This is a genomic window from Chlamydia psittaci 6BC (assembly GCF_000204255.1).
In the GTDB taxonomy this organism is placed as follows: domain Bacteria; phylum Chlamydiota; class Chlamydiia; order Chlamydiales; family Chlamydiaceae; genus Chlamydia; species Chlamydia psittaci.
Map to the genome: position 1 here is coordinate 1,085,656 of NC_017287.1, position 19,883 is coordinate 1,105,538.

Genomic DNA, 19,883 nt, shown 5'->3' on the forward strand with positions numbered 1-19,883 from the left:
TTTGTTATGGTGAGTAAAAAGGTATGCGTGGGTTATGTTTCGTAGTTCTATTTCTTGTTGCTTATTCTTTATAATGACCTTATTTTGCTGTACAAGTTGTAACAGCAGATCGCTCATCGTTCATGGGCTTCCAGGAAGAGAAGCTAATGAGATTGTCGTTCTTCTTGTTAGCAAAGGTGTCGCCGCACAAAAGCAACCACAGGCTGCTGCTTCTACAGGAGGAGCCTCTTCAGAACAACTATGGGATATTTCTGTTCCTGCAGAGCAAATTACAGAAGCATTAGCAATTTTAAATCAGGCTGGTCTTCCTAGAATGAAAGGCACAAGCCTCTTAGATCTATTCGCCAAACAAGGTCTTGTCCCATCAGAAATGCAAGAAAAGATCCGGTACCAAGAAGGTCTTTCTGAGCAAATGGCCTCTACCATTAGAAAAATGGACGGGATTGTTGACGCGAGTGTACAAATTTCCTTCACCACAGAAGCTGAAGATAATCTTCCTTTAACAGCATCAGTTTACATTAAGCATCGTGGAGTTTTAGATAACCCTAATAGCATTATGGTCTCTAAAATTAAACGCTTGGTTGCCAGTGCTGTTCCAGGGCTGTCTACAGAAAACGTTTCTGTAATTAGTGACCGAGCCTCCTATAGTGATATTACGATTAATGGCCCTTGGGGATTGACCGATGAAATTGATTATGTCTCCGTATGGGGCATCATCCTAGCAAAATCCTCACTAGGCAAATTCCGTTTAATCTTTTACTTCTTAATACTTACCCTATTCATCATCTCTTGTGGATTACTTTGGGTAATTTGGAAAACACATACATTGATTCTTTCCTTAGGTGGAGCAAAAGGGTTCTTCGATCCAGCTCCCTATTCTAAAGTTGCCCTAGAGACTAAGAAACCCGAAGAAGGTGCTGGAGAGAAAAAAGAAGGACAAGCTCAACCTAATCCAGAGGATACAGAAGGTCCTAAAGACAATGCACCAGAGGCAACAGAAGGAAACGAAGAAAATGAGGGTGTCTAGTGACCGCCAACACTTTTGGAACGTTGAACATCTTAATGAAGTATTCCAAAGAAGACGATCTTGCAAATTTTTTGCCAGAGGATCTCTTGGTTTCACCTACGCATCATGAGGATATCCCTCTCAGTTCTTTATCCTTCACTATGTGTTGGTTGGCAACAATTCATCCTTCATGGATTAGCGTTGCCATTAAAGATTTTCCAGAAGTCATACAACGGCAACTCCTCTCATGGCTTCCTGATTCTTTAGTTCAAGAATTGCTTCCCTTGCTTCCAGGAATTTCTATTGCTAAACAACGATGCTCTAATTTTGGTGCGTTTTACCTACTAGATATGTTGAGCAAAAAAATCCGTCCTCCAGGGATTATCGAAGAGATATTTCTTCCAGCTTCGCCGTTCAATGCTATGCTGTATTATTCCGGAACGACAAAGATGACGTTGATTAACTGCTTAGGATTGTTTGCTATAGCAAAAGAACTACGCAACATTGTGGATAAAGTAATTATCGATCGCGTGCATAAGATCCTATCTCCTACAGAGCAACTATTTTTGTCTTATTGCCAATCGCACCCTATGAAACATCTCGAAACGACAGAATTTCTTGTCTCTTGGGATAATGATAATGATTTCCGTAATTTTATTCACAAACAAGGCCTCCAATTTCTTGCTATAGCCTTGGCAAAAGAAGATGCCTCTTTCCTTTGGTATTTTCTACGTAGATTGGATATTGGTCGGGGGTATATTTTCGAACAAGCTCTACGAAAATCCTATGAACATCCCCACCGAGACTATTTTAAGAGCCAGTTAGAATTATGCATTAAGATCTTAGTACAGTAAGATCTCCAAAACTCAGAGCATGAACAAACAATAATGGAGACTTTCTCTTTTTTCCTTGCATATGAGTTGAGCGTTAATAATAAGGAATGAAAACAACGAAAAGAAGGAGCAGCGTTTCCTCTCTAAATATTAAAAAATCTTAGGGTTTTGTGCGCTGTTAAATGAATGAAGTTTTTTAGTCTAATTTTTAAACATGACGAAGTCGTACCGAATAAAAAAGTCCTTGCTCCGGAGGCTTTTTCAGCTCTGCTTGACGCTAAAGAACTCTTAGAAAAAACAAAAGAAGATAGTGAATCTTACACTAGGGAAACAAAAGAAGAATGTGAAGTATTACGTAAAAATGCAAAAGAGCAAGGTTTTAAAGAAGGCTGTGAACAATGGAATTCTCAACTTGCCTATTTAGAAAAAGAAACTCATAGTCTTCGTAATAAAGTTAAAGAAGCTCTTGTTCCTTTAGCGATTGCTAGTATAAAAAAGATTCTTGGTAAAGAATTAGAAATTCATCCAGAAGCCATTGTTTCTATTATTGCTAAAGCATTAAAAGAACTCACTCAACATAAAAAAATTATCATCCACGTAAACCCCAAAGATCTTGCACTTGTTGAGCAAAATCGTCCTGAGTTGAAAAAAATCGTTGAGTATGCTGATACATTGATCATTGCTCCTAAAGCGGATGTGACACAAGGAGGTTGTGTCATAGAAACAGAAGCAGGTATAGTAAATGCTCAGTTGGATGTACAATTAGCTGCTTTAGAAAAAGCGTTCTCTACTATACTAAAACAACAAAATCCTGTAGATGAAGCTCAACTTAAGCAAGAAGTGCCTGCTGATGACGCTCAGGACAAGCAAGAATAAAGGTATTTGACATCATGCGTTTCATTTTTCGTACTTTCCTGTGTATGTTTATCTTGATCGCACCGTGGTGTCTTGCAGATAACGGATTATACGATACCTCTTGTTCGTCTCGTTGTAACTCCCCTAAACCTACAGAGTTGCCTGTTGTTTCTCAACAACCTGAAGTAAAAAAAACTTACCCGCAACCTACATTTCGAGAAAGAGTCACAGCTGATGATGTTCTTCCTCGGGAACACCTGTCCGAAGGAAGTTTTTCCGATACCTATCCTGATCTGACTACTCAAGCAGTCATCTTAATTTTCCTTGCATTATCACCGTTCCTGATGATGCTGCTCACATCATATTTGAAAATTATCATTACTCTAGTTCTGTTAAGAAACGCTTTGGGTGTACAGCAAACTCCCCCCAGCCAGGTCCTTAACGGGATAGCCTTAATTCTTTCTATTTATGTGATGTTCCCTACCGGAGTTGCTATGTACAACGACGCTAGGAAAGAAATTCAAGGCAATGCGATCCCTAGAGATTTATTCTCAGCAGAAGGAGCAGAAACAGTTTTTGTCGCACTAAATAAATCCAAAGAACCGTTACGGTCATTTTTAATACGCAATACGCCAAAAAGTCAGATCCAAAGTTTTTATAAGATTTCTCAAAAAACATTTCCCCCAGAAATCCGAGAACATATGACTGCTTCGGATTTTGTGATTGTCATTCCTGCTTTTATTATGGGGCAGATTAAAAATGCTTTTGAAATAGGCGTTCTCATTTACCTACCGTTCTTTGTAATAGATTTGGTAACAGCCAACGTGTTGGTAGCTATGCAAATGATGATGCTTTCGCCATTATCTATTTCGCTACCTTTAAAATTACTTCTTGTTGTGATGGTGGATGGTTGGACGTTATTACTTCAAGGTCTCATGATTAGCTTTAAATAGGGATATGCCGTGATAGCACTTGCCGCAAGCTTTAAATCCATGCTCTTTGAGTATTCATATCAGTCACTGTTACTGATTTTGATTATCTCTGCGCCTCCTATTATCCTTGCCTCTATTGTTGGTATCATGGTTGCAATTTTCCAAGCAGCAACACAAATTCAAGAACAAACATTTGCCTTTGCAATTAAGCTCGTTGTTATTTTTGGCACCTTGATGATTTCCGGGGGATGGCTAAGCAATATGATTTTCCGTTTTGCTTCTCAAATCTTCCAAAACTTTTATAAATGGAAATAAACAGCTATGGCAATCTCTTTACCAGAGCTTGTTTCTGTTTTTGATTCTAAATACCTTGATTACATTTTGCAAAAGCCTCCAGCCTATGTTTGGAGTGTCTTTTTGCTGCTTTTGTCTAGGTTACTGCCTATATTTGCTATAGTTCCCTTCCTTGGGGGAAAACTCTTCCCCGCACCAATTAAAATTGGCATTGCGCTTTCCTGGGTCGCCATCATCTTTCCTAAAGTACTAATGAGCACCCATATAGCCAATTATCTTGACGACGATATGTTCTATATTCTCATTGTCAAAGAGATCTGTATTGGTACGTTAATCGGTTTTATTCTTTCTTTTCCTTTTTATGCTGCACAATCTGCAGGATCCTTTATCACTAACCAACAAGGTATTCAGGGTTTAGAAGGAGCGACATCGTTAATTTCTATTGAGCAAACCTCACCTCATGGGATCTTCTATCACTATTTTGTGACTATAGTGTTCTGGTTATCAGGTGGACATAGAATTGTCTTAACGATTTTACTACAATCTCTAGAGGTCATTCCTATTCATAAATTTCTCCCTATGGAGATGATGTCTCTAGATGCTCCTATTTGGGTTGCCTTAATTAAAATGTGCCAGCTATGTCTTATTATGACGATTCAGCTTAGTGCTCCAGCAGCTGTAGCTATGCTCATGTCTGACTTGTTCTTAGGAATTATTAATAGAATGGCTCCACAAGTGCAGGTTATTTATCTCCTTTCTGCCTTGAAAGCATTCATGGGTCTATTATTCCTGACTCTTGCTTGGTGGTTCATAGTCAAACAAATCGACTACTTCACACTAGCATGGTTTAAAGAAACACCGATCATGCTTCTCGGATCCAACCCTAAAGTCCTTTAGGGAGAACCATCTAAACTATCTATATTGAAAAAATATGCAGCGAAAAAGCCACGAAATTCCAGCAGCTTATTTCGCTAAGACTCTATAAATTTATAGAGGTTTCTGAGAAGAATCATTGCCCTTATTGTCCCCTAGTAAAATCAGAATCAAACATAGGACTAAAAACGAGAGTGTAAAAGGGAAAACATTCAAAAAGAAGAACAACAACAAGCCACAAAGAAGAGCATTCTTTGCGGGGCCGTTCTTCGCATAATAGCTCTGAAGATTTTTCAAAACCGCGCGAATTTCAGAATAAAAACCTAAAACCACTCCGCAGGCGACAAATAATCCACCTACCCAAGAGACAAAATCGGTAATAATACCAAATAGAACTAGCGCTCCACTGATGGCTTCTCGAGCGTGATGAGAAAAGAACCTCTTCATTCTTCCTACTTTAGGATTGGCATGCAAATCCTTCACCTTACGCTTCAAAGACTCAAACTGAGAGGACGACTCTTTTGAAGAAGAGTTTTCTTTTGGTGTCTCATCTGCCATAGCCTTACCTTTAAAAATCTTTTTTTATTTAAAAATACTTATAATACTCAATTATCAAAAAAAATATTTAAAGATAAATAAGAAATTTTTAATTATAATTTATTACTCTTTGGGGAACAGCGACATCGAGAAACAGCTCCTGTTTCTGGATCAATGAGATAGAGATAGTCTCCGGCATTTCCTAAGGTGAAATCAAAAATCTTTTTATTCAGCAAAGGAAGCAGATCGTATTGCGAAAGAAGAATCTGAGTCTTATCTCTTAACTCCATACGAAAATCCGTGCGTGTTTTAAACAGCTCTAAAGCAGCAGCTTCTCCATGCTCTTGAATAGATTGTTCTTGCCGTTTTACACTTTCCCAAATTCCCCCTCGGAGAGCTTCCAGCTCGCGATAAGCCACAGGGTGATCTATAATGGCTTCTAAGAGTAGGGGATCAGCAAATATCAAGTTCAACTTGATCATCCCTTGAGGTTTCTCTTCATAATGAAGAAAATTAAGTAGAGGTTGGATCGTTTTAGTGCCTCGCAGCATAGTATACAGAATCTCAGCCTCTTGCGAGGGTAATGTCAGAGTTTCAATGACATCAGCCCCAAATTTTTTCCCCCCTTGCAGAATCTCCTCTTTTTTATTTAGCAAAGCTTTCGTAACTGCGTACTCTGAACCTGGAGGCACGTATCCTGTATCCACATAAACACGTCGCAACAGGCGTATAAATAGTGCATGCCAGGATACTGAATCCGCGTAATCCTCTGGAGACTCTTGCAGAAGAGCATATAAATTAAACCTAGAGTTGTTAGGTGGTCGTGAAAAAGGAACTTTTAGAAGGCGGTATTTACGTTTTTTCGTGGTCGCTACCTTGGCTGTCTTTTTTGGAGAAGACGTTTCGGCATCTCTAGAAATCTTTTCCACGGCAGAGATTTTTTTAGCTTTTTCCTGATATTCTACCTCTGCACAGGCGGAGCGTTGTGCCGTAAAGAGATTTTCACTATTTTCTACCATCCGCGCATAAACGGAACGTTTTCTTGCATTTACAGCATCAAAAGACACCATAGAAACTAAAGAAGCCAGGCAGAGTAAAGTGAAAATGTAAGACTGCATCGTTATTTCCCCAAGGCAAATTGATATGTCAACACGCGCTCAGTACTCTTAGGAAAATGGCGATGGATGACCATTTGCATCCTCTCAGGAAGCTCTGGATCACTACCCCGAGGAACAATAGCCACTTGGGAGACGTTATCTAAAAGTAAAGAGGTTTCTACCTTACCGTGATTTCTTAAACTGCGTATGTGAAGTTCTAGTCTTCCCTCCTCTTTATGATAGTATAGAGAGCCCCCGACTTCTCCGGCAAGATCAGGATCCCGGTATACTCCACGATCAAAAACTACAGAACACAGCGCTCCCGGGACCTCTTCTATTTGAGATGTAGCGCGGAATAGAGTCCGCAGTTGCTTATACGCGTAGTTTTCCTGTAAAAAGGTTTTATATACCTTCTCATCACGTTTGGTAGAGCAAAACATGTGCCTTTGCCAAAACCCTAAAACACTGAATAGCACAGCGAATAGGGTGATGGATACCAAAACCTCCATAAGAAGGAAGGACCTTTTCTGTTTTTTTATAACGTTTATACTACTACGCATACACTTCGTTGCACCGATGTTGTATATTTTTGATTAGGGAAAATCTCAACGATGACATCGGCAAAACAAGCTTTTACCGTGTTCGTCTCTACACGCATTCCTTTGCGAATTTCTATAGAATACACATAAGGAACCCGTATCCCATTCCCTTGGCTTGTATAAACAACACAGGAGAGCTCACCCGAACCTGATGTAGGGAAATTTCCATTGAGCATTTGCTCTCGCATATTATCTTCAACGGCAAAAAAACAATAATCAATCACAGCGGGCAACTGTAGATTGATCACATCATCTTGGATAGATCTATGCACCCCACAGTAAAAACGAATACAAGGCATCAGCACTAGACAAACTAATGACAGTGACATCAATACCTCGATAAGCAGAAAACTCCGCTTTATCTTCTTTTTACGTAGTGCCATAGTCAACTCTACCCATCCTTTCTATTTGTTCCTGCTGCTCGCTGTGAAAAAACTATCAAGTCATCACCTTTGTCATTGATCTTCACAATGATTTCTTCACCCCAGGCGTCTTTCAATAATTTTTTCCCTTCTTTACACCATGCAGCTCCTTCAAGAACGGATTCTTTACGGTCTACGATCTCTTTTAAAGAAGATCCTCCTGTGGCATATTCCATCATTAAGATGTCGTACACCTTGGCACAGTTTTGCTCCGATTGGAAAGCTTTTCCTTTTTGAATGCTACCGCGCATATTAAAAGCTAAAGCTCCACCAACAATCCCGATCAATGTGATCACAACCATCATTTCAATCAATGTGATGGATTGTTTACGTTTTTGTTTTTTCATAACTTCTGTCCCGTTTGTCTATAAAATTTGAATATTGCTTGTTAATGGGATAAGGATTGCCAACATAATTATCCCGATAATTCCCCCAAGAAACACAAGAATCACTGGCTGGCACCACGAGGTTATCCAGGTGAGTGTTTTTTGAATATCTTCATTATAAATATGGGCGACATGGCCGAGAACATCAGCAAGATCTCCGGATTCCTCCCCCAAAGCAACCATCCCCAAGGCTAATTTCGGCACCCAGGGTCTTTTTGCCAACTCTTTGCTTAGAGAACTCCCTTCTATGACAGCGTGTATCATTTGTCGCATATCTTCACGTAGTACGTCATAGGGAACAGCTCCACAGCCAAGCTCTAATCCCTCTATCAAGGTTCCACCACCACGAAGAATCGCCGAAACTACAGAGCAGAACCTACTAAATCCCAATTTGACAAAGAAATTCTTCACTCCAGGCATAGAAAATAAAGCGCTCTCGCACCATCTTTTCCAGAAGGGTTTGCGTCGTGTAGCTATGATGCTCACTATTCCCGATCCTAAAAGACCTAGTATAAGATACTTGTATTTACACACGAAATCGCTAAGACCGAATACTATAGAAGTCAGCGTGTTGGGCTCCATATTTTCAAATGTCTCTTTCAACGAAGGAATCACCCCTGTAAGGAAAAAGAGAATCACAACTAGAGAAAATACTAACAAAACTATCGGATAGCTCAGCGCCGCTGTGAGCTTTTTAGTCATTTGCTCACGTTCTTCTAAAACTATGATGATGTTTTGCAAACACCCTTCTAGGTTGCCTACACTTTCTCCAGCAAGAACAGCACTGCGATAAAAATTGTCAAAAATCCCTGGATACATTGCCATTGCCTGTGACAATGATCCTCCTCCACGAAGGTTTTCCATAAACACTGTCAGCAAGCCGGACAGCGCCTGTCCTTGATATTGATCTCGAAGTGAAGATAGCGTTTCGTATAAAGGCAACCCCGAACGAAGAAGAAGTAGCATTTGTCTTGAGAAAATGATCAATTCACTATTTTTTAATCGTACACGACGAGGAGGAACTTCTCGAATAGACAAAAGTTGTACACCCTGTTGAGCAAGTTTTTCTCTCGCTTCTTGAAGATGTAGTGCTTCTATCCAGTCTTGTTTACGCCGCTCTTTAGCATTAAGGTAGGTGTAGCGATATCTTGGCATATCTTTATCCCCCTCCTTAATCATACCGTTTCGTAACACGGAACACTTCCGACAAAGTCGTCTCTCCTGAAAGAGCTAGAGCAACACCATGTTGTAATAAAGGTTGAAATCCTTTCTGTTCGGCATATTCTCGCAACACATGATAGGGCTTGTGCATAGCTATTTCTGAACGCAAGGCTGCATCAGGGTGTAAGAATTCGTAAATTCCCTGACGACCCTTATATCCTGAACGGAAACACTGAGCACATCCCTTTCCACAATATAACGGCACATCGGCATCAATACCTATAGAGTGTAGAAACGCCTGTTCCTGAACACTTGCTGCACAACGCTCCTTACAGTTGGGACAAATTTTCCTTACCAACCTTTGCGCTACAACACCGAGAATTGTTGCCGAAAGTAAATAGGGTTCTACTCCCATATCTAAAAGGCGGGGGATCGCAGAAATTGCGTCGTTAGTATGCAATGTACTAACAACAAGGTGTCCCGTGAGTGCCGCCTGTATCGCTATTTCTGCTGTCTCCTGATCACGAATCTCCCCAACCATTAAAACATCAGGATCCTGACGAAGCAAATGTCTTAAGCCACATGCAAAAGACAAACCAATTTTAGGCTTCACAGCAATCTGAGCTATTCCTGCCAACTTGTATTCAGGAGGATCTTCTATGGTCATAATGTTGGCAAAAGGACCGGAAAGATGCTGTATCACACTATACAAAGTTGTGGTTTTTCCGCTTCCTGTGGGTCCTGTCACTAAGAGGATACCCTCAGGAACAGCAATGACCTCTTTAAAAGACTTTTCGATATTCTTAGGCATGTGCAATCCAGAGATATCGAGAATCACATTACGCTTATCTAAAATCCTCAGGACAACACGCTCTCCATGGATCACAGGAACCGTACTCACACGCATGTCAATTTCCTGACCACCTATTTGGATTTTTATTCTTCCATCTTGCGGCAGACGATGCTCTGCTATGTCCATCTTTGCCAAAACTTTAATCCTAGTGATCAAAGCCGAACGTAGATGTGCAGGCGGAGAAAGACGATCGTGTAAGACTCCATCGATACGATAGCGTATGCGCAAAGAATCTTCCAAAGGTTCAAAATGAATATCCGAGGTACGCTCTTCTATAGCTTCTTTTAAAATGAGATTTAAAAAACGCACTACAGGAACAGCATCTGTATTTTCTAAAAGATCTTCCTCTTCACTTACTTGAGAGATTTCCCCTTCTTTCATGCTTAACAGCATGTCAGAAGCCTTCCCTTCTAAATTCGAATAGATCTTTTGTAAACTTTTTAAGATCTCTGTTTCATCCTTAAGGATAAAAAGCACAGGCTTCTTTATAAGCAGCTGCACCTCATCTTTCGCCATAAGAGAGGTAGAGCTTGCATAAGCCATCTTTATGCCGTTTTCCTGCTCTTCTAATGGCAGTAAACAGTGTTTTTTTAGAAAGCTATAGGGTAGAGCATTAAGAAGCTCTTGAGAGAGTAAAGACTTACCGCCCATCGTACTCTAGCCCCTGTACTTGAGACGCGGGTAATTCTATAGCAGAAATGAGTTCTAATTTTTTATGAGCCGCCTTAGCAGCTTCTTCTCCAGCAAGCAATGCCTGGCGAAATTCTGTATTTTCTCCAGGACGTGAAGAAAGAATCGCTTCTTCATGGCGTTCTTTTTTTTCTATAGGATTATCTAAAATTTTCGGTGTAATAAATACAAACATTTCTGTTTGGCTATCTGCTGTAGAGTTCATACCAAACAGCTTCCCTACACCAGGGATCTCCCCAAGAAATGGAATGCCATCTTGAGAGTCCGAAGCGTGCTTACAACGCAATCCTCCGATGATTACTGTCTCTCCATCAGGAATACGTACCTTGTTGGTAATATTACGTCGCGTGACATCAGGACGCTCGTTAGCATTTTTCCCAGTTGTGTCAAAAGTGATGTCTGTCTCTAAAGTAATATAGCTTTTCCCGTCTTCATCCCCCACATTGATTACAGGGAGCATTTTGATCATGATACCATATTGCGCACGGTTGTACTGGGCTTTTTCTTTATCCGCAGAAACAGCTATGGACATCTCTTCTACAATCGCTATTCTTGCAGGCGTTTGGTTCATGGTAACTACAGAAGGGCTGGCATTGATACGCACATCTTCTTGAGCCATGAGAAACTGATAGGCAAGATCATAACCAGGAACTAAAGAAGCCCCTGTATTCCCTTTAAAAAGAAACTCTAAAATCCCTGAGCTTGTCCAAGAGATAGCAGAAGAGGATTTTTTACAAACTTCTTCTCCCAGGCGTAAAAGATTTAATCCAGCCTTACGTTGGCTAGAAAGCTTTCTTTCAAACAGCAAAACCTCTATACGCACCATTTTTTTAGGAACGTCGAGCTTTTTTAATAGCATTTTGATTCTGGGCAGAGCTTCTTTCTCTACAACCATGATCAAAGTTCCTGTTTTAGAATCTGCTATAAAATTTCCATATTTTACAGACCCCTCTTTTACAGAACCCACTGAAGTGGTATCGATACTTATTGTAGAGGCAGCTTCCCGAAGGATAGCTTCAGAAGATGAAGGGATCCCTCCCTCCTTACCAGAGAACACATCGTGTACTTGTGATAATAAGACCGCTAATTCTTGAGGATCGGAGTGCTTAACGCTATACCAAAAGACTGTTTTATCTGTAGGATTCTCTATGCCTTCTTCAAGATCCTTAATCAAATCTATCGCTTGATGTACTAAAGCTGCGGTGCCACTTAAAAATAAAGAACGCCCTTGATGTTGCAGAGGAACAACTTTAAGCCCAAGTCCTTCTTCATCACCCTCTCTGGTAATATCTTCTCGAAATGCCGCTTTAAGTATAGAAATCATTTCGGAAGCTTCTATCTTGGTTAAAGGAACAACGCGATATTCCTGACGCACACTATCTTCTTGAATAAAGTCGTAGATTTTAAGCAGCTCATGAATTTCTCCAACAGAGCCAAAAACCCACAACTTCCCTCCAAACGCATCAATATGCATGGTATCAAGATTAGCAAACTTTCTTAAAATATGCTGATCCGCACGTACATCAATATTCTTAGAATTTAATACATAACCAATGTAGGAGGTAGAAGGGAGTAAGTCTAAATCCTTCCTAGAAGAGAAAACACCAGCAACTCCACACCCCTCCTTGCGCGTTGTATAGAGCTCTTTAATCCACGGGCTGATCTGGCGTATGCCAATTCCAAGACGAGAGAGCAACTGCGTCAAGCATTCTTCAAAACCCTCTTTGGGAACAGTGAATTTTGATAATGAAGAAACTTTGATTGAACCGATGTCTTGAGGCACCAGATAAATTACATTATCCTCACCATAGTCTGAAACCAAATTATAAATCGTAGCCTCGGGGTGATGCCACAAAGCATAATCGTCGGGATTTTCTCCTCGTTCACGAATTTCCGCAGACCAAAGATTTTCGATACGCTTAATGTGATTTTTTACATCCGTGAGCTTATTTAAAAGCTCTTTCCATCGAGCTTCATCTTCACAACCTGATGCACGTAAAGCAGCGGCCTCTTCATAAAGACTCTTTAACTGAAGGTTATATTCCTTCATGTCTGCGTTAAATGAAGCCAAACCTGGGGAATTATCTATGGAATCTTTGGATTTTTCTAAAGAAGCGGCTTTTTCCGCAACGGTTAGAGCTAGGCCGGGAGTGCAACAAGCTAAACCCGACAATCCCAAGAAATAAACTAAAGGAGTACGCCAAAAACGCATTTATGATCCCCCACGATTGGTGCCTTCGCTGCCCACAAGAGCTTGTCTTCCGGGAATAACCTCTTCTTTAGAAGTCGAATGCCCAGAATCAAAACTTTGCTTTAACGGCAGTGTCACAGCCTCTACTAAAGTCCTTTGCGCATTAAATACATGAGCACGCAAAACAAACTCTCTCGAGTCTTTTTCTAACTTATCAAAAACCAATAACGGCCCTTGAGTCTTTCCTGAAAGGTAATCTTCTAGCTGTTCTTTTCGTGTGATCTTTTCCCAAGACTTTCCTGTGTATACCACCCAATCATCAGGAGAAAGAATCATTCTCTGCCCGCCAGCCTGTATGATAGGACGGGACCAAGAACGCATCCCAACAAATTCAAATTCCTTTATAATCTCGGCAACCTCTATAGGAGAACTCATCGTTTTTACCAAACTCATAGACTGCCGGGCTGTTCCCCCGACATTCCATACCTCTATGACCATGACTTTCTCATCTATCTTCTTCACCTCTAAAAGAGGCACTTCAGAACTCTCGCCGCGAAATTCCCCGCACGTCTGCCAACAATTTCCATTCCAAAGTAAAATGTCACCAACAGCGAGATAACGACTGTAGTTCTCATCAGACAAAGACACAAAATCTACGCGTTCTTTAACAGCTTTATCAGCGTAATCTGGGCCACCGTGCATAAGAAGGAACTTGTCACTGCCTATACGACGAATCTTTTGTTTCACAGGGAAACTTGCATCCACACGAACACCACCAATTTCCCAAGATTCCATCCCCCGAACAGGAGCATTTAAAAACAGGGTTTCTCTTTCTTTAGGAGAGGTAACCATCTCTCTATTTACACCCATTAAACGGACTTTTACCTCTATACGGTTATCCATGCTCAAAGGACGGCACTCTAACCATAAGTCTGTAGGCTTTCCTTCAGGGCTAAAGGTAAACATCCCTCCTTCAGGAGAAGGGACAACCTGTAAGTAAATTTTTTCATTGGCTCTAGCAACATAAGTATCCTTAGAGGTAGCTAATTCCAAAAAAAACTTACCGCCACATGCGTCAGGGCGTTTGTTGCTTCCTAAAAACACAAGCTCTTGTCTAAGGTCTGGTAACTTTTCCCTAAGTTCCGGGAAATCCAAAAACCAAATCCCTTTAGAGACATTTTGAGCCTGGGGGAACATGTCTTGTTTCTCTTTCGCACCATCAAAATTCAAAGAAATATTATATAAATTTTCCAAATGATCAGGAACACCACACACCATCCAAAGCAAAGCAGCGATACTCAGCAGGCTGTATCCGATCGAAAAAAGCTGGTGCATACTAGAAACAAACTAAAAATAAAGTTAAAAGATAACCGATTAGAGAAAAAAAATCAATTTATACAAACAAAAGCATCTGTATTTAACATTAAAAAACAACTAAACAAAGAGAGAATACTTTTATAAGCAAACTAACTCTGTAGATACAGGCCGACTGGTTAAACTAAAATTTTTATTCCCATCTATCAACACGGTGTCTTCAATGCGTATACCGCCAATCCCCGGGAAGTACACTCCAGGCTCAACTGTAACGGTCATTCCTGTCTCTAAAGTAGTTGTACCGGATTTTGGAGAGAGTACAGGATATTCGTGAATATTTCTTCCCACACCATGGCCTACGCCGTGGCAAAAATAGTCCTCGAGGTCATATTTCCTAAGAATGCGAGCGGCCTCTTCGTGAATATCTAGACATAGAGCTCCTGCTCGACAGAGTTTCATCGCCTCTTGCTGTGCCTCCACTACTGCAGGATAACTTTCCACAAGACGAGAATCAGGGCGTCCCCACGCTACTGTGCGGGACATATCTGAACAATATCCCTGATACAAAACTCCTATATCAATAAGAACGATATCTCCTTTACGCAGGGCCCTATCGGTAGGAACTGCGTGAGGAAAGGCAGAATGATGACCAAAAGCAACAATAGGAGAAAACGATGGGCCTTCAGCACCAGCCTTTGCCCAAAATATACGAAGAAGTTTGACAACTTCTTTCTCTGTTATGCCCTCTTGCAGCACAGAGAGAACATAATCATAACCTTCAGAACCGAGAGCCGCCGCCTGACGCATCTTCTCAATTTCATCTGCAGACTTTATGCTACGCAATTTTTCTGTAAACAGGCTAATCGGCACCCAAGAACATGAGGCGTTTTCTCTTTCTTGATACCTATGAAATGAAGTATGAAAACTATCAAAACCTAAAGTTTGATATTTTGTTGTCTCAAGATAAGGAAGGAGAAATTCTGCTATGTTTCTATCACAAAACACAAGAGAAGGACCTTGAAGATCAGCATAGAGATCTTTATCCATGCGATAGACAAAAAATATGACTTCATTTTTCCCTATAAGAAGAGTTCCTGTGGTCACTTTATCATCTAAAAAATATGCAAGATCCTCACTTCTTTCTACGATAAATCCATCAATACCATAATCTACGAGAGCCGCTTGAGCTCTTTCAATACGATCTTGGAACATAATTTACTCCTTAATAAAATCTTCGTCTAAAATTAATCGACGTATGAGCGTCCCATCAAACGCCTTTTCTGGCTTGCCTATCTGCCAGAGCAAAGATAGCCAAGAAATATCGAATGTTCGTAGTGTTTTACAAAATATGGTTTGAGTTAAAGACTCTTTGATCAAAAGAGCCATTGCCTTTTTATCAACTTTTGTATGACTTCCTGCTGCTAAAGAGAGTATCCAAGATTTTAACTCTTCTTCACCTATAAACGTCGGAGCACTTTCAATAGCAAACACACAAGGGCCCATTTGAGAGATTTCTATTCCCAGCTGTTTAAACTCTTCGATGTGAGATAAAAGAAAAGCCCTCTCTTGAGGTGTAACCTCCAAACATAACGGAACCAAAAAAAACTGGCTCTTGTAGTGTTCTTGTTGGCTTTCTATCAAAGATAGGTAAAACAAATGTTTACGTGCAGCTTCTGTAAAAATAGCATGAACTCCTTCAGAGTCCTCTGCAAGAACTATTTTCCCTAATGAAGTTAAAAAACGCACTTCTTGAGATTCCCCCCAAACGATTTCTGTCTGTGTGTCTATAGAAGGAATCTCCTGCTGGCAATCAGGGAAAGAGACAGATCGTATGGAAGGTGTTGCTAATCGTGTCACGGGTAAGCTCATAGGCTCTCGAGGCTCTTCTACAGGCGCCTCGGGAAGCTGCTCATCAAAAAATCGCAGCGTAGGCAAAGTAAAGGACGTTTTTTCAGAAATTGAAGATTCTTGAGAGCGTGCTAACACCTCCCCTATAGACTCTGAAAGGAATTCTCTAACAAAGTCTTCCTTAAGAATTCTGACTTCTGTTTTTTGAGGATGCACATTGAAATCACACCACTTTGGAGGAAGATAAAGTTTTAAAACGAAGACAGGATACCTTTGTGGAGGCAAGAGCATAGCATACGCCTCGCTGATTTGCTTAGATATCAGCGCAGAATCTACAGGACGGTCATTGATAAAAATCCGCTGTCCTAAACGCGTGGGGCGATGGAAACACGGGGAACCTAAAAAACCTACAATACGTATAGGTTCCTCTACCCTATCGACTCTCAAAGCCTCCTTCATAAAACCCTCACCCATAACAAACGCTACACGCTCGGCAAGGCCTTGATGCTTAAGTATATGAAATTCCTGCTGTCTTTCGCTAATCCAAGACCAACCCACACCCTCTATGGATAAAATCCTATTTTCTAACAGCTTTCTCATAGCTATCCGATCCGTTTGAGGGCTTTTTTGAAACCCTCGACGTACAGGAACGTTATAAAATAAAGAATCTACTGAAATAGTGGTCCCTAGCTGACGTGGCTTTGCCTCTGCAGCAATCACTTCTCCGCCGTGGATTATTGTTCTAGACCCTTCTCCTCCTTTAGGACAGGAAAGAATCTCCATTTTAGAAATCGATGCTATTGCGGGGAGAGCTTCACCTCGAAAGCCAAAACTTGATAATGAAAACACATCAGAAAATTCTTCTATCTTTGAGGTAGCATGACGCTTAAGAGCTAAGGTCACCTCCTCAGAGCTCATCCCACAGCCATTGTCTTTAACAACAATAAGGCCCTGACCTCCCCCAAGTGTTTCTACCTCTATCTCATCAGCTCCAGCATCTAAAGCATTCTCTACCAACTCTTTAACAACAGATATCGCATTTTCAATCACCTCTCCCGCAGCTATCTGATTGATGGTAACTGTATCGAGTAGTTGGATAAGGGGTCGTGTAGCCATAGAAAATTCTAATAAAGGATCTTGCGAAAGCAAAAAGTAAAATACCCAAAAACTAATGTCAAGACACGTAATTTTTATAATCCGTAAAAGACAAAATAAGAACAACTTATCAAATAATTATCTGTAAAGACCTTAAATTATATCTAATTAATAACTTGTCTTTTCAGAAAAATTAATTTTAAAATTGATTTATGAATTAAATAATTTTAATTTTAGGAATTATATTAATGAGCAAGCCTACTTCAAATAATTCTAAAAAGCCATCAGCCTCGTTTAATAAAAAAACACGTAGCCGACTCGCTGAGCTTGCTGCACAAAAAAAAGCTAAGGCTAATGATTTAGAACAGAAATATCCTGCCCCAACAGAAGAAGAAACAAAACAAGCTTTAATGGGGATTTTACAGGGACTTGATGCCGGATTAACTCTCCAGCAAATCCTAGGGCTGTCCGACGTTTTATTAGAAGAGATCTATACCATAGCGTACAGCTTTTACTCCCAAGGGAAATACAATGAAGCTATTGGTCTTTTCCAAATCCTTACAGCCTCAAAACCTCAGTGCTACAAGTACATCCTAGGCTTAAGCTCATGTTATCATCAACTCAAAATGTACAATGAAGCGGCCTTTGGCTTCTTCCTTGCTTTTGATGCGGAGCCCAATAACCCTATCCCTCCCTATTACATCGCCGACAGCTTGATGAAGATCGACCAAACCGAAGAATCTAGAGATTTCTTAGACATCACTATTGATATCTGTGCTAACAAACCCGAGTACAGAATTCTAAAAGAACGCTGCAACATCATGAAAGATTCTCTCAAAGGGAAAAGCGAAGACACAACTCCAAAAAAGAAAAAAACTACCTCTGCTAAATCAAAAACGCCGGCAAAAAAAACTCCGGGGAAAAAAAATTAACCTAGGGTTAGGAGAACTCCAATATGAATAAAAAAGTTAGAAAAACAAAAAAAACTACGACTACAGCTAAAAAGACATCTACAAAACACACGAACACCTCTCCAGCCTTAGTTTCTAAGGGAACAGACAAACAAGAACAAGCTATCTCAAACTTAGAGAATTTAGTTTCCTCGATCTATGAAGATTTACCTTTGGCGCAGACATTTTCTGGGATTCAAGATGAAAAACAACTAGCTCAGATGATGGCGGCTCTAAACGGCACTTTGGATTCTCTACCTATCGAGAGTTTAACCGAAGGCTTGTTTAACAATCCTAAAGAAGATGCGAAGTTTGCTAAAGATCTCGCTTCAGTACTTCATGGTTTGAAGAACTTATCTTCAACAGTAAACAAACATATCTCTGATAGACGTTAGCTTTACAATAAATTTAGATAACATAGGGTAATTAGAAGATGTCTCTTTCTACCTCAGGTCCAGATAGTTCCAATCAGAAAAATATCCTGGCTCAGGTACTAGCTTCTACACCACAAGCAGTACCCAATCCAGATAAACTTGCTGGTAATGAAACTAAGCAAATTCAGCATACTCGTCAGGGGAAAAACGCTGAAATGCAAAGCGATTCTAGTATCGCTGGAACTCAAGGAAAGGAAAAAACTGGGGCTGTTGCTGAAGCACAATCTTCCGAGAATCTGATGGCAGGACAAGGAATTGCCGCAGGACAAGAGACAGTATCCGCAGAAGCTGCAGCTGGAGCTAACCAAGCCGCTGGAGCTTCTGCTTTCCAGGCTGTAAACCTGCAGTCTACTATTGAAGAGGCTAACAAAACATTAGAGACCACTCTCTCCTCTTTATCTTCTGTGAATTCTTCACAATTACAAGAAATCCAAGCATTAGTAGCTTCTGCTGTCAACGGAACATCGAAATCTGCAATTCAAGCATTGGAGACTCCTGATCTTCCTAAGCCCTCCATAACCCCTAGACAGGAAGTTATGGAAATTAGCATGGCTCTAGCAAAAGCTATCGCCGCCCTTGGAGAAGCAACGGCTTCTGCTCTTTCTGATTATCAAAGTACGCAAGCGCAAGCTTCAACCATGAACCGCTTATCTTTGGAATCTCAGGGACTCAAGATCGACGCAGAACGCGAAGAATACCAAAAAATGCAAGAGATTCAAAATAAGGCAGGAAGCAACAAGACTCTCGAGACAGTAAACACTGTGATGATAGCTGTTTCAGTAACAATCACTGTAGTCTCGGTTGTTGCGGCCTTATTCACCTGTGGTTTGGGTCTTATAGGAACTGCTGCAGCTGGAGCCACTGCAGCGGCAGCTGCCGCAACTGCTGGGGCTACCGCAGGTGCTGCCGCCGCAACTTCTGTAGCAACAACTGTAGCTACACAAGTGACTGTGCAAGCAGTGATGCAAGCCATAAAAACCGCTATTGTACAAGCTGTTAAGCAGGCCATCATGGAAGCTGTAAAAGCAGCCGTAAAACAAGGGATTAAACAAATTATCAAACAAGCTGTGAAAGCAGCTGTGAAGACTCTTATGAAAAACATGTCTAAGATCTTCCAAACAGGACAAAAAGCTCTTTCTAAATCCTTCCCTAGACTATCTAAAGTCATCAATGCTTTAGGAAACAAATGGGTAGCTGCAGGGATGGGTTTGGTTGTAGCTGTGCCAGCTTTAGTTAAAGGTATTGGGGATCTTAAATTATCCGAATTACAAACCGAACTTGCCGATATACAGAAAAAAACAGGAATGCTCACCGCACAATCAGAAATGATGAAGATGTTCACTATGTTTTGGCAACAAGCAAGTAAAATCGCCGCGAAACAAACTGACAGTGCTAACGAAATGCAGCAACAAGCAACTAAATTGGGTGCTCAAATTGCTAAAGCCTTCCAAGCTATTAGCTCAGGCTTAGCAGCAGCAGTATAAAAATTATTTATTAAGGGGACATTTTTGCT

20 protein-coding genes are annotated in these 19,883 nt (G+C 40.7%); 9 read left to right on the forward strand and 11 right to left on the reverse strand.

All coding sequences use genetic code 11. The annotated features are described in order from the left end of the window. Positions 1–34: 34 nt before the first annotated feature. From sctJ to G5O_RS09850, 6 genes are all read left to right on the forward strand, one after another. Positions 35–1,027 carry a type III secretion system inner membrane ring lipoprotein SctJ gene (sctJ, locus tag G5O_RS09825; RefSeq protein WP_006343594.1) on the forward strand — a complete coding sequence of 331 codons (993 nt, stop codon included), beginning with the start codon at positions 35–37 and terminating at the stop codon, positions 1,025–1,027. Next, positions 1,027–1,860: a hypothetical protein gene (locus G5O_RS09830; RefSeq protein WP_006343595.1), complete on the forward strand. Its 834-nt coding sequence runs from the start codon at positions 1,027–1,029 to the stop codon at positions 1,858–1,860. The genes sctJ and G5O_RS09830 overlap by 1 nt, the downstream gene beginning before the upstream one ends. A gap of 165 nt (positions 1,861–2,025) precedes the next feature. Beyond that, positions 2,026–2,715, forward strand: coding sequence for an HrpE/YscL family type III secretion apparatus protein (locus G5O_RS09835; protein WP_006343596.1), 690 nt, complete (start codon positions 2,026–2,028; stop codon positions 2,713–2,715). A gap of 14 nt (positions 2,716–2,729) precedes the next feature. Further along, positions 2,730–3,647, forward strand: coding sequence for a type III secretion system export apparatus subunit SctR (gene sctR / locus G5O_RS09840; RefSeq protein WP_006343597.1), 918 nt, complete (start codon positions 2,730–2,732; stop codon positions 3,645–3,647). A 9-nt stretch (positions 3,648–3,656) separates the two neighbouring features. Continuing rightward, entirely contained in the window at positions 3,657–3,941 is a 285-nt protein-coding gene (gene sctS / locus G5O_RS09845) for a type III secretion system export apparatus subunit SctS (protein ID WP_006343598.1), read from the forward strand. A 6-nt stretch (positions 3,942–3,947) separates the two neighbouring features. After that, on the forward strand, positions 3,948–4,817 hold the full coding sequence (locus G5O_RS09850; protein ID WP_006343599.1) for an EscT/YscT/HrcT family type III secretion system export apparatus protein: 870 nt from the start codon (positions 3,948–3,950) through the stop codon (positions 4,815–4,817). A gap of 90 nt (positions 4,818–4,907) precedes the next feature. Here G5O_RS09850 and G5O_RS09855 read toward each other — a convergent pair whose 3' ends face one another. The 11 genes from G5O_RS09855 to mutL form a co-directional block, all read right to left on the reverse strand. After that, entirely contained in the window at positions 4,908–5,351 is a 444-nt protein-coding gene (locus G5O_RS09855) for a hypothetical protein (protein WP_006343600.1), read from the reverse strand. Positions 5,352–5,443: 92 nt separating this feature from the next. After that, positions 5,444–6,448, reverse strand: a complete 1,005-nt coding sequence (locus G5O_RS09860) for a hypothetical protein (RefSeq protein ID WP_006343601.1) — start codon at positions 6,446–6,448, stop codon at positions 5,444–5,446. Positions 6,449–6,450: 2 nt separating this feature from the next. Continuing rightward, on the reverse strand, positions 6,451–6,936 hold the full coding sequence (locus G5O_RS09865; protein ID WP_006343602.1) for a DUF1494 domain-containing protein: 486 nt from the start codon (positions 6,934–6,936) through the stop codon (positions 6,451–6,453). Positions 6,937–6,971: 35 nt separating this feature from the next. Continuing rightward, positions 6,972–7,409 carry a hypothetical protein gene (locus G5O_RS09870; protein WP_013462753.1) on the reverse strand — a complete coding sequence of 146 codons (438 nt, stop codon included), beginning with the start codon at positions 7,407–7,409 and terminating at the stop codon, positions 6,972–6,974. A gap of 8 nt (positions 7,410–7,417) precedes the next feature. After that, the gene (locus tag G5O_RS09875) at positions 7,418–7,795 is read right to left on the reverse strand and encodes a type II secretion system protein (protein WP_006343604.1); all 378 of its coding nucleotides are present in this window, start codon (positions 7,793–7,795) and stop codon (positions 7,418–7,420) included. Positions 7,796–7,813: 18 nt separating this feature from the next. After that, positions 7,814–8,989, reverse strand: coding sequence for a type II secretion system F family protein (locus G5O_RS09880; RefSeq protein WP_006343605.1), 1,176 nt, complete (start codon positions 8,987–8,989; stop codon positions 7,814–7,816). Positions 8,990–9,005: 16 nt separating this feature from the next. Continuing rightward, positions 9,006–10,499: a GspE/PulE family protein gene (locus G5O_RS09885; protein WP_006343606.1), complete on the reverse strand. Its 1,494-nt coding sequence runs from the start codon at positions 10,497–10,499 to the stop codon at positions 9,006–9,008. Further along, positions 10,489–12,750, reverse strand: a complete 2,262-nt coding sequence (locus G5O_RS09890; RefSeq protein WP_006343607.1) for a secretin N-terminal domain-containing protein — start codon at positions 12,748–12,750, stop codon at positions 10,489–10,491. Before G5O_RS09890 ends, G5O_RS09885 begins: the two co-directional genes overlap by 11 nt. After that, positions 12,751–14,064, reverse strand: coding sequence for a hypothetical protein (locus G5O_RS09895; RefSeq protein ID WP_013462754.1), 1,314 nt, complete (start codon positions 14,062–14,064; stop codon positions 12,751–12,753). It lies immediately after the preceding gene. A 120-nt stretch (positions 14,065–14,184) separates the two neighbouring features. Beyond that, complete coding sequence (locus tag G5O_RS09905) at positions 14,185–15,255, reverse strand: M24 family metallopeptidase (RefSeq protein ID WP_006343609.1); 1,071 nt, start codon at positions 15,253–15,255, stop codon at positions 14,185–14,187. 3 nt (positions 15,256–15,258) lie between these two features. Beyond that, the gene (gene mutL / locus G5O_RS09910) at positions 15,259–17,007 is read right to left on the reverse strand and encodes a DNA mismatch repair endonuclease MutL (protein ID WP_006343610.1); all 1,749 of its coding nucleotides are present in this window, start codon (positions 17,005–17,007) and stop codon (positions 15,259–15,261) included. Positions 17,008–17,234: 227 nt separating this feature from the next. Between mutL and G5O_RS09915 the strand changes: the two genes are divergently transcribed. From G5O_RS09915 to G5O_RS09925, 3 genes are read left to right on the forward strand one after another with little or no spacing between them, the layout of a single operon-like run. Beyond that, entirely contained in the window at positions 17,235–17,918 is a 684-nt protein-coding gene (locus G5O_RS09915) for a SycD/LcrH family type III secretion system chaperone (protein WP_006343611.1), read from the forward strand. A gap of 23 nt (positions 17,919–17,941) precedes the next feature. Continuing rightward, positions 17,942–18,331, forward strand: coding sequence for a hypothetical protein (locus tag G5O_RS09920; RefSeq protein WP_006343612.1), 390 nt, complete (start codon positions 17,942–17,944; stop codon positions 18,329–18,331). Positions 18,332–18,369: 38 nt separating this feature from the next. Continuing rightward, a complete protein-coding gene (locus G5O_RS09925) occupies positions 18,370–19,854 on the forward strand; it encodes a type III secretion system membrane protein (RefSeq protein WP_006343613.1) in 1,485 nt (494 codons plus the stop codon). Positions 19,855–19,883: the final 29 nt, after the last annotated feature.

Coding starts and splice junctions, on each gene's coding strand:
- G5O_RS09915 (WP_006343611.1), top strand. CDS start 17,235: ATGAGCAAGCCTACTTCAAATAATTCTAAAAAGCCATCAGCCTCGTTT.
- G5O_RS09860 (WP_006343601.1), bottom strand. CDS start 6,448: ATGCAGTCTTACATTTTCACTTTACTCTGCCTGGCTTCTTTAGTTTCT.
- G5O_RS09890 (WP_006343607.1), bottom strand. CDS start 12,750: ATGCGTTTTTGGCGTACTCCTTTAGTTTATTTCTTGGGATTGTCGGGT.
- G5O_RS09895 (WP_013462754.1), bottom strand. CDS start 14,064: ATGCACCAGCTTTTTTCGATCGGATACAGCCTGCTGAGTATCGCTGCT.
- G5O_RS09875 (WP_006343604.1), bottom strand. CDS start 7,795: ATGAAAAAACAAAAACGTAAACAATCCATCACATTGATTGAAATGATG.
- G5O_RS09925 (WP_006343613.1), top strand. CDS start 18,370: ATGTCTCTTTCTACCTCAGGTCCAGATAGTTCCAATCAGAAAAATATC.
- G5O_RS09865 (WP_006343602.1), bottom strand. CDS start 6,936: ATGGAGGTTTTGGTATCCATCACCCTATTCGCTGTGCTATTCAGTGTT.
- G5O_RS09885 (WP_006343606.1), bottom strand. CDS start 10,499: ATGGGCGGTAAGTCTTTACTCTCTCAAGAGCTTCTTAATGCTCTACCC.
- G5O_RS09870 (WP_013462753.1), bottom strand. CDS start 7,409: ATGGCACTACGTAAAAAGAAGATAAAGCGGAGTTTTCTGCTTATCGAG.
- sctJ (WP_006343594.1), top strand. CDS start 35: ATGTTTCGTAGTTCTATTTCTTGTTGCTTATTCTTTATAATGACCTTA.
- G5O_RS09880 (WP_006343605.1), bottom strand. CDS start 8,989: ATGCCAAGATATCGCTACACCTACCTTAATGCTAAAGAGCGGCGTAAA.
- G5O_RS09850 (WP_006343599.1), top strand. CDS start 3,948: ATGGCAATCTCTTTACCAGAGCTTGTTTCTGTTTTTGATTCTAAATAC.
- G5O_RS09905 (WP_006343609.1), bottom strand. CDS start 15,255: ATGTTCCAAGATCGTATTGAAAGAGCTCAAGCGGCTCTCGTAGATTAT.
- G5O_RS09835 (WP_006343596.1), top strand. CDS start 2,026: ATGAAGTTTTTTAGTCTAATTTTTAAACATGACGAAGTCGTACCGAAT.
- G5O_RS09920 (WP_006343612.1), top strand. CDS start 17,942: ATGAATAAAAAAGTTAGAAAAACAAAAAAAACTACGACTACAGCTAAA.
- mutL (WP_006343610.1), bottom strand. CDS start 17,007: ATGGCTACACGACCCCTTATCCAACTACTCGATACAGTTACCATCAAT.
- G5O_RS09855 (WP_006343600.1), bottom strand. CDS start 5,351: ATGGCAGATGAGACACCAAAAGAAAACTCTTCTTCAAAAGAGTCGTCC.
- sctR (WP_006343597.1), top strand. CDS start 2,730: ATGCGTTTCATTTTTCGTACTTTCCTGTGTATGTTTATCTTGATCGCA.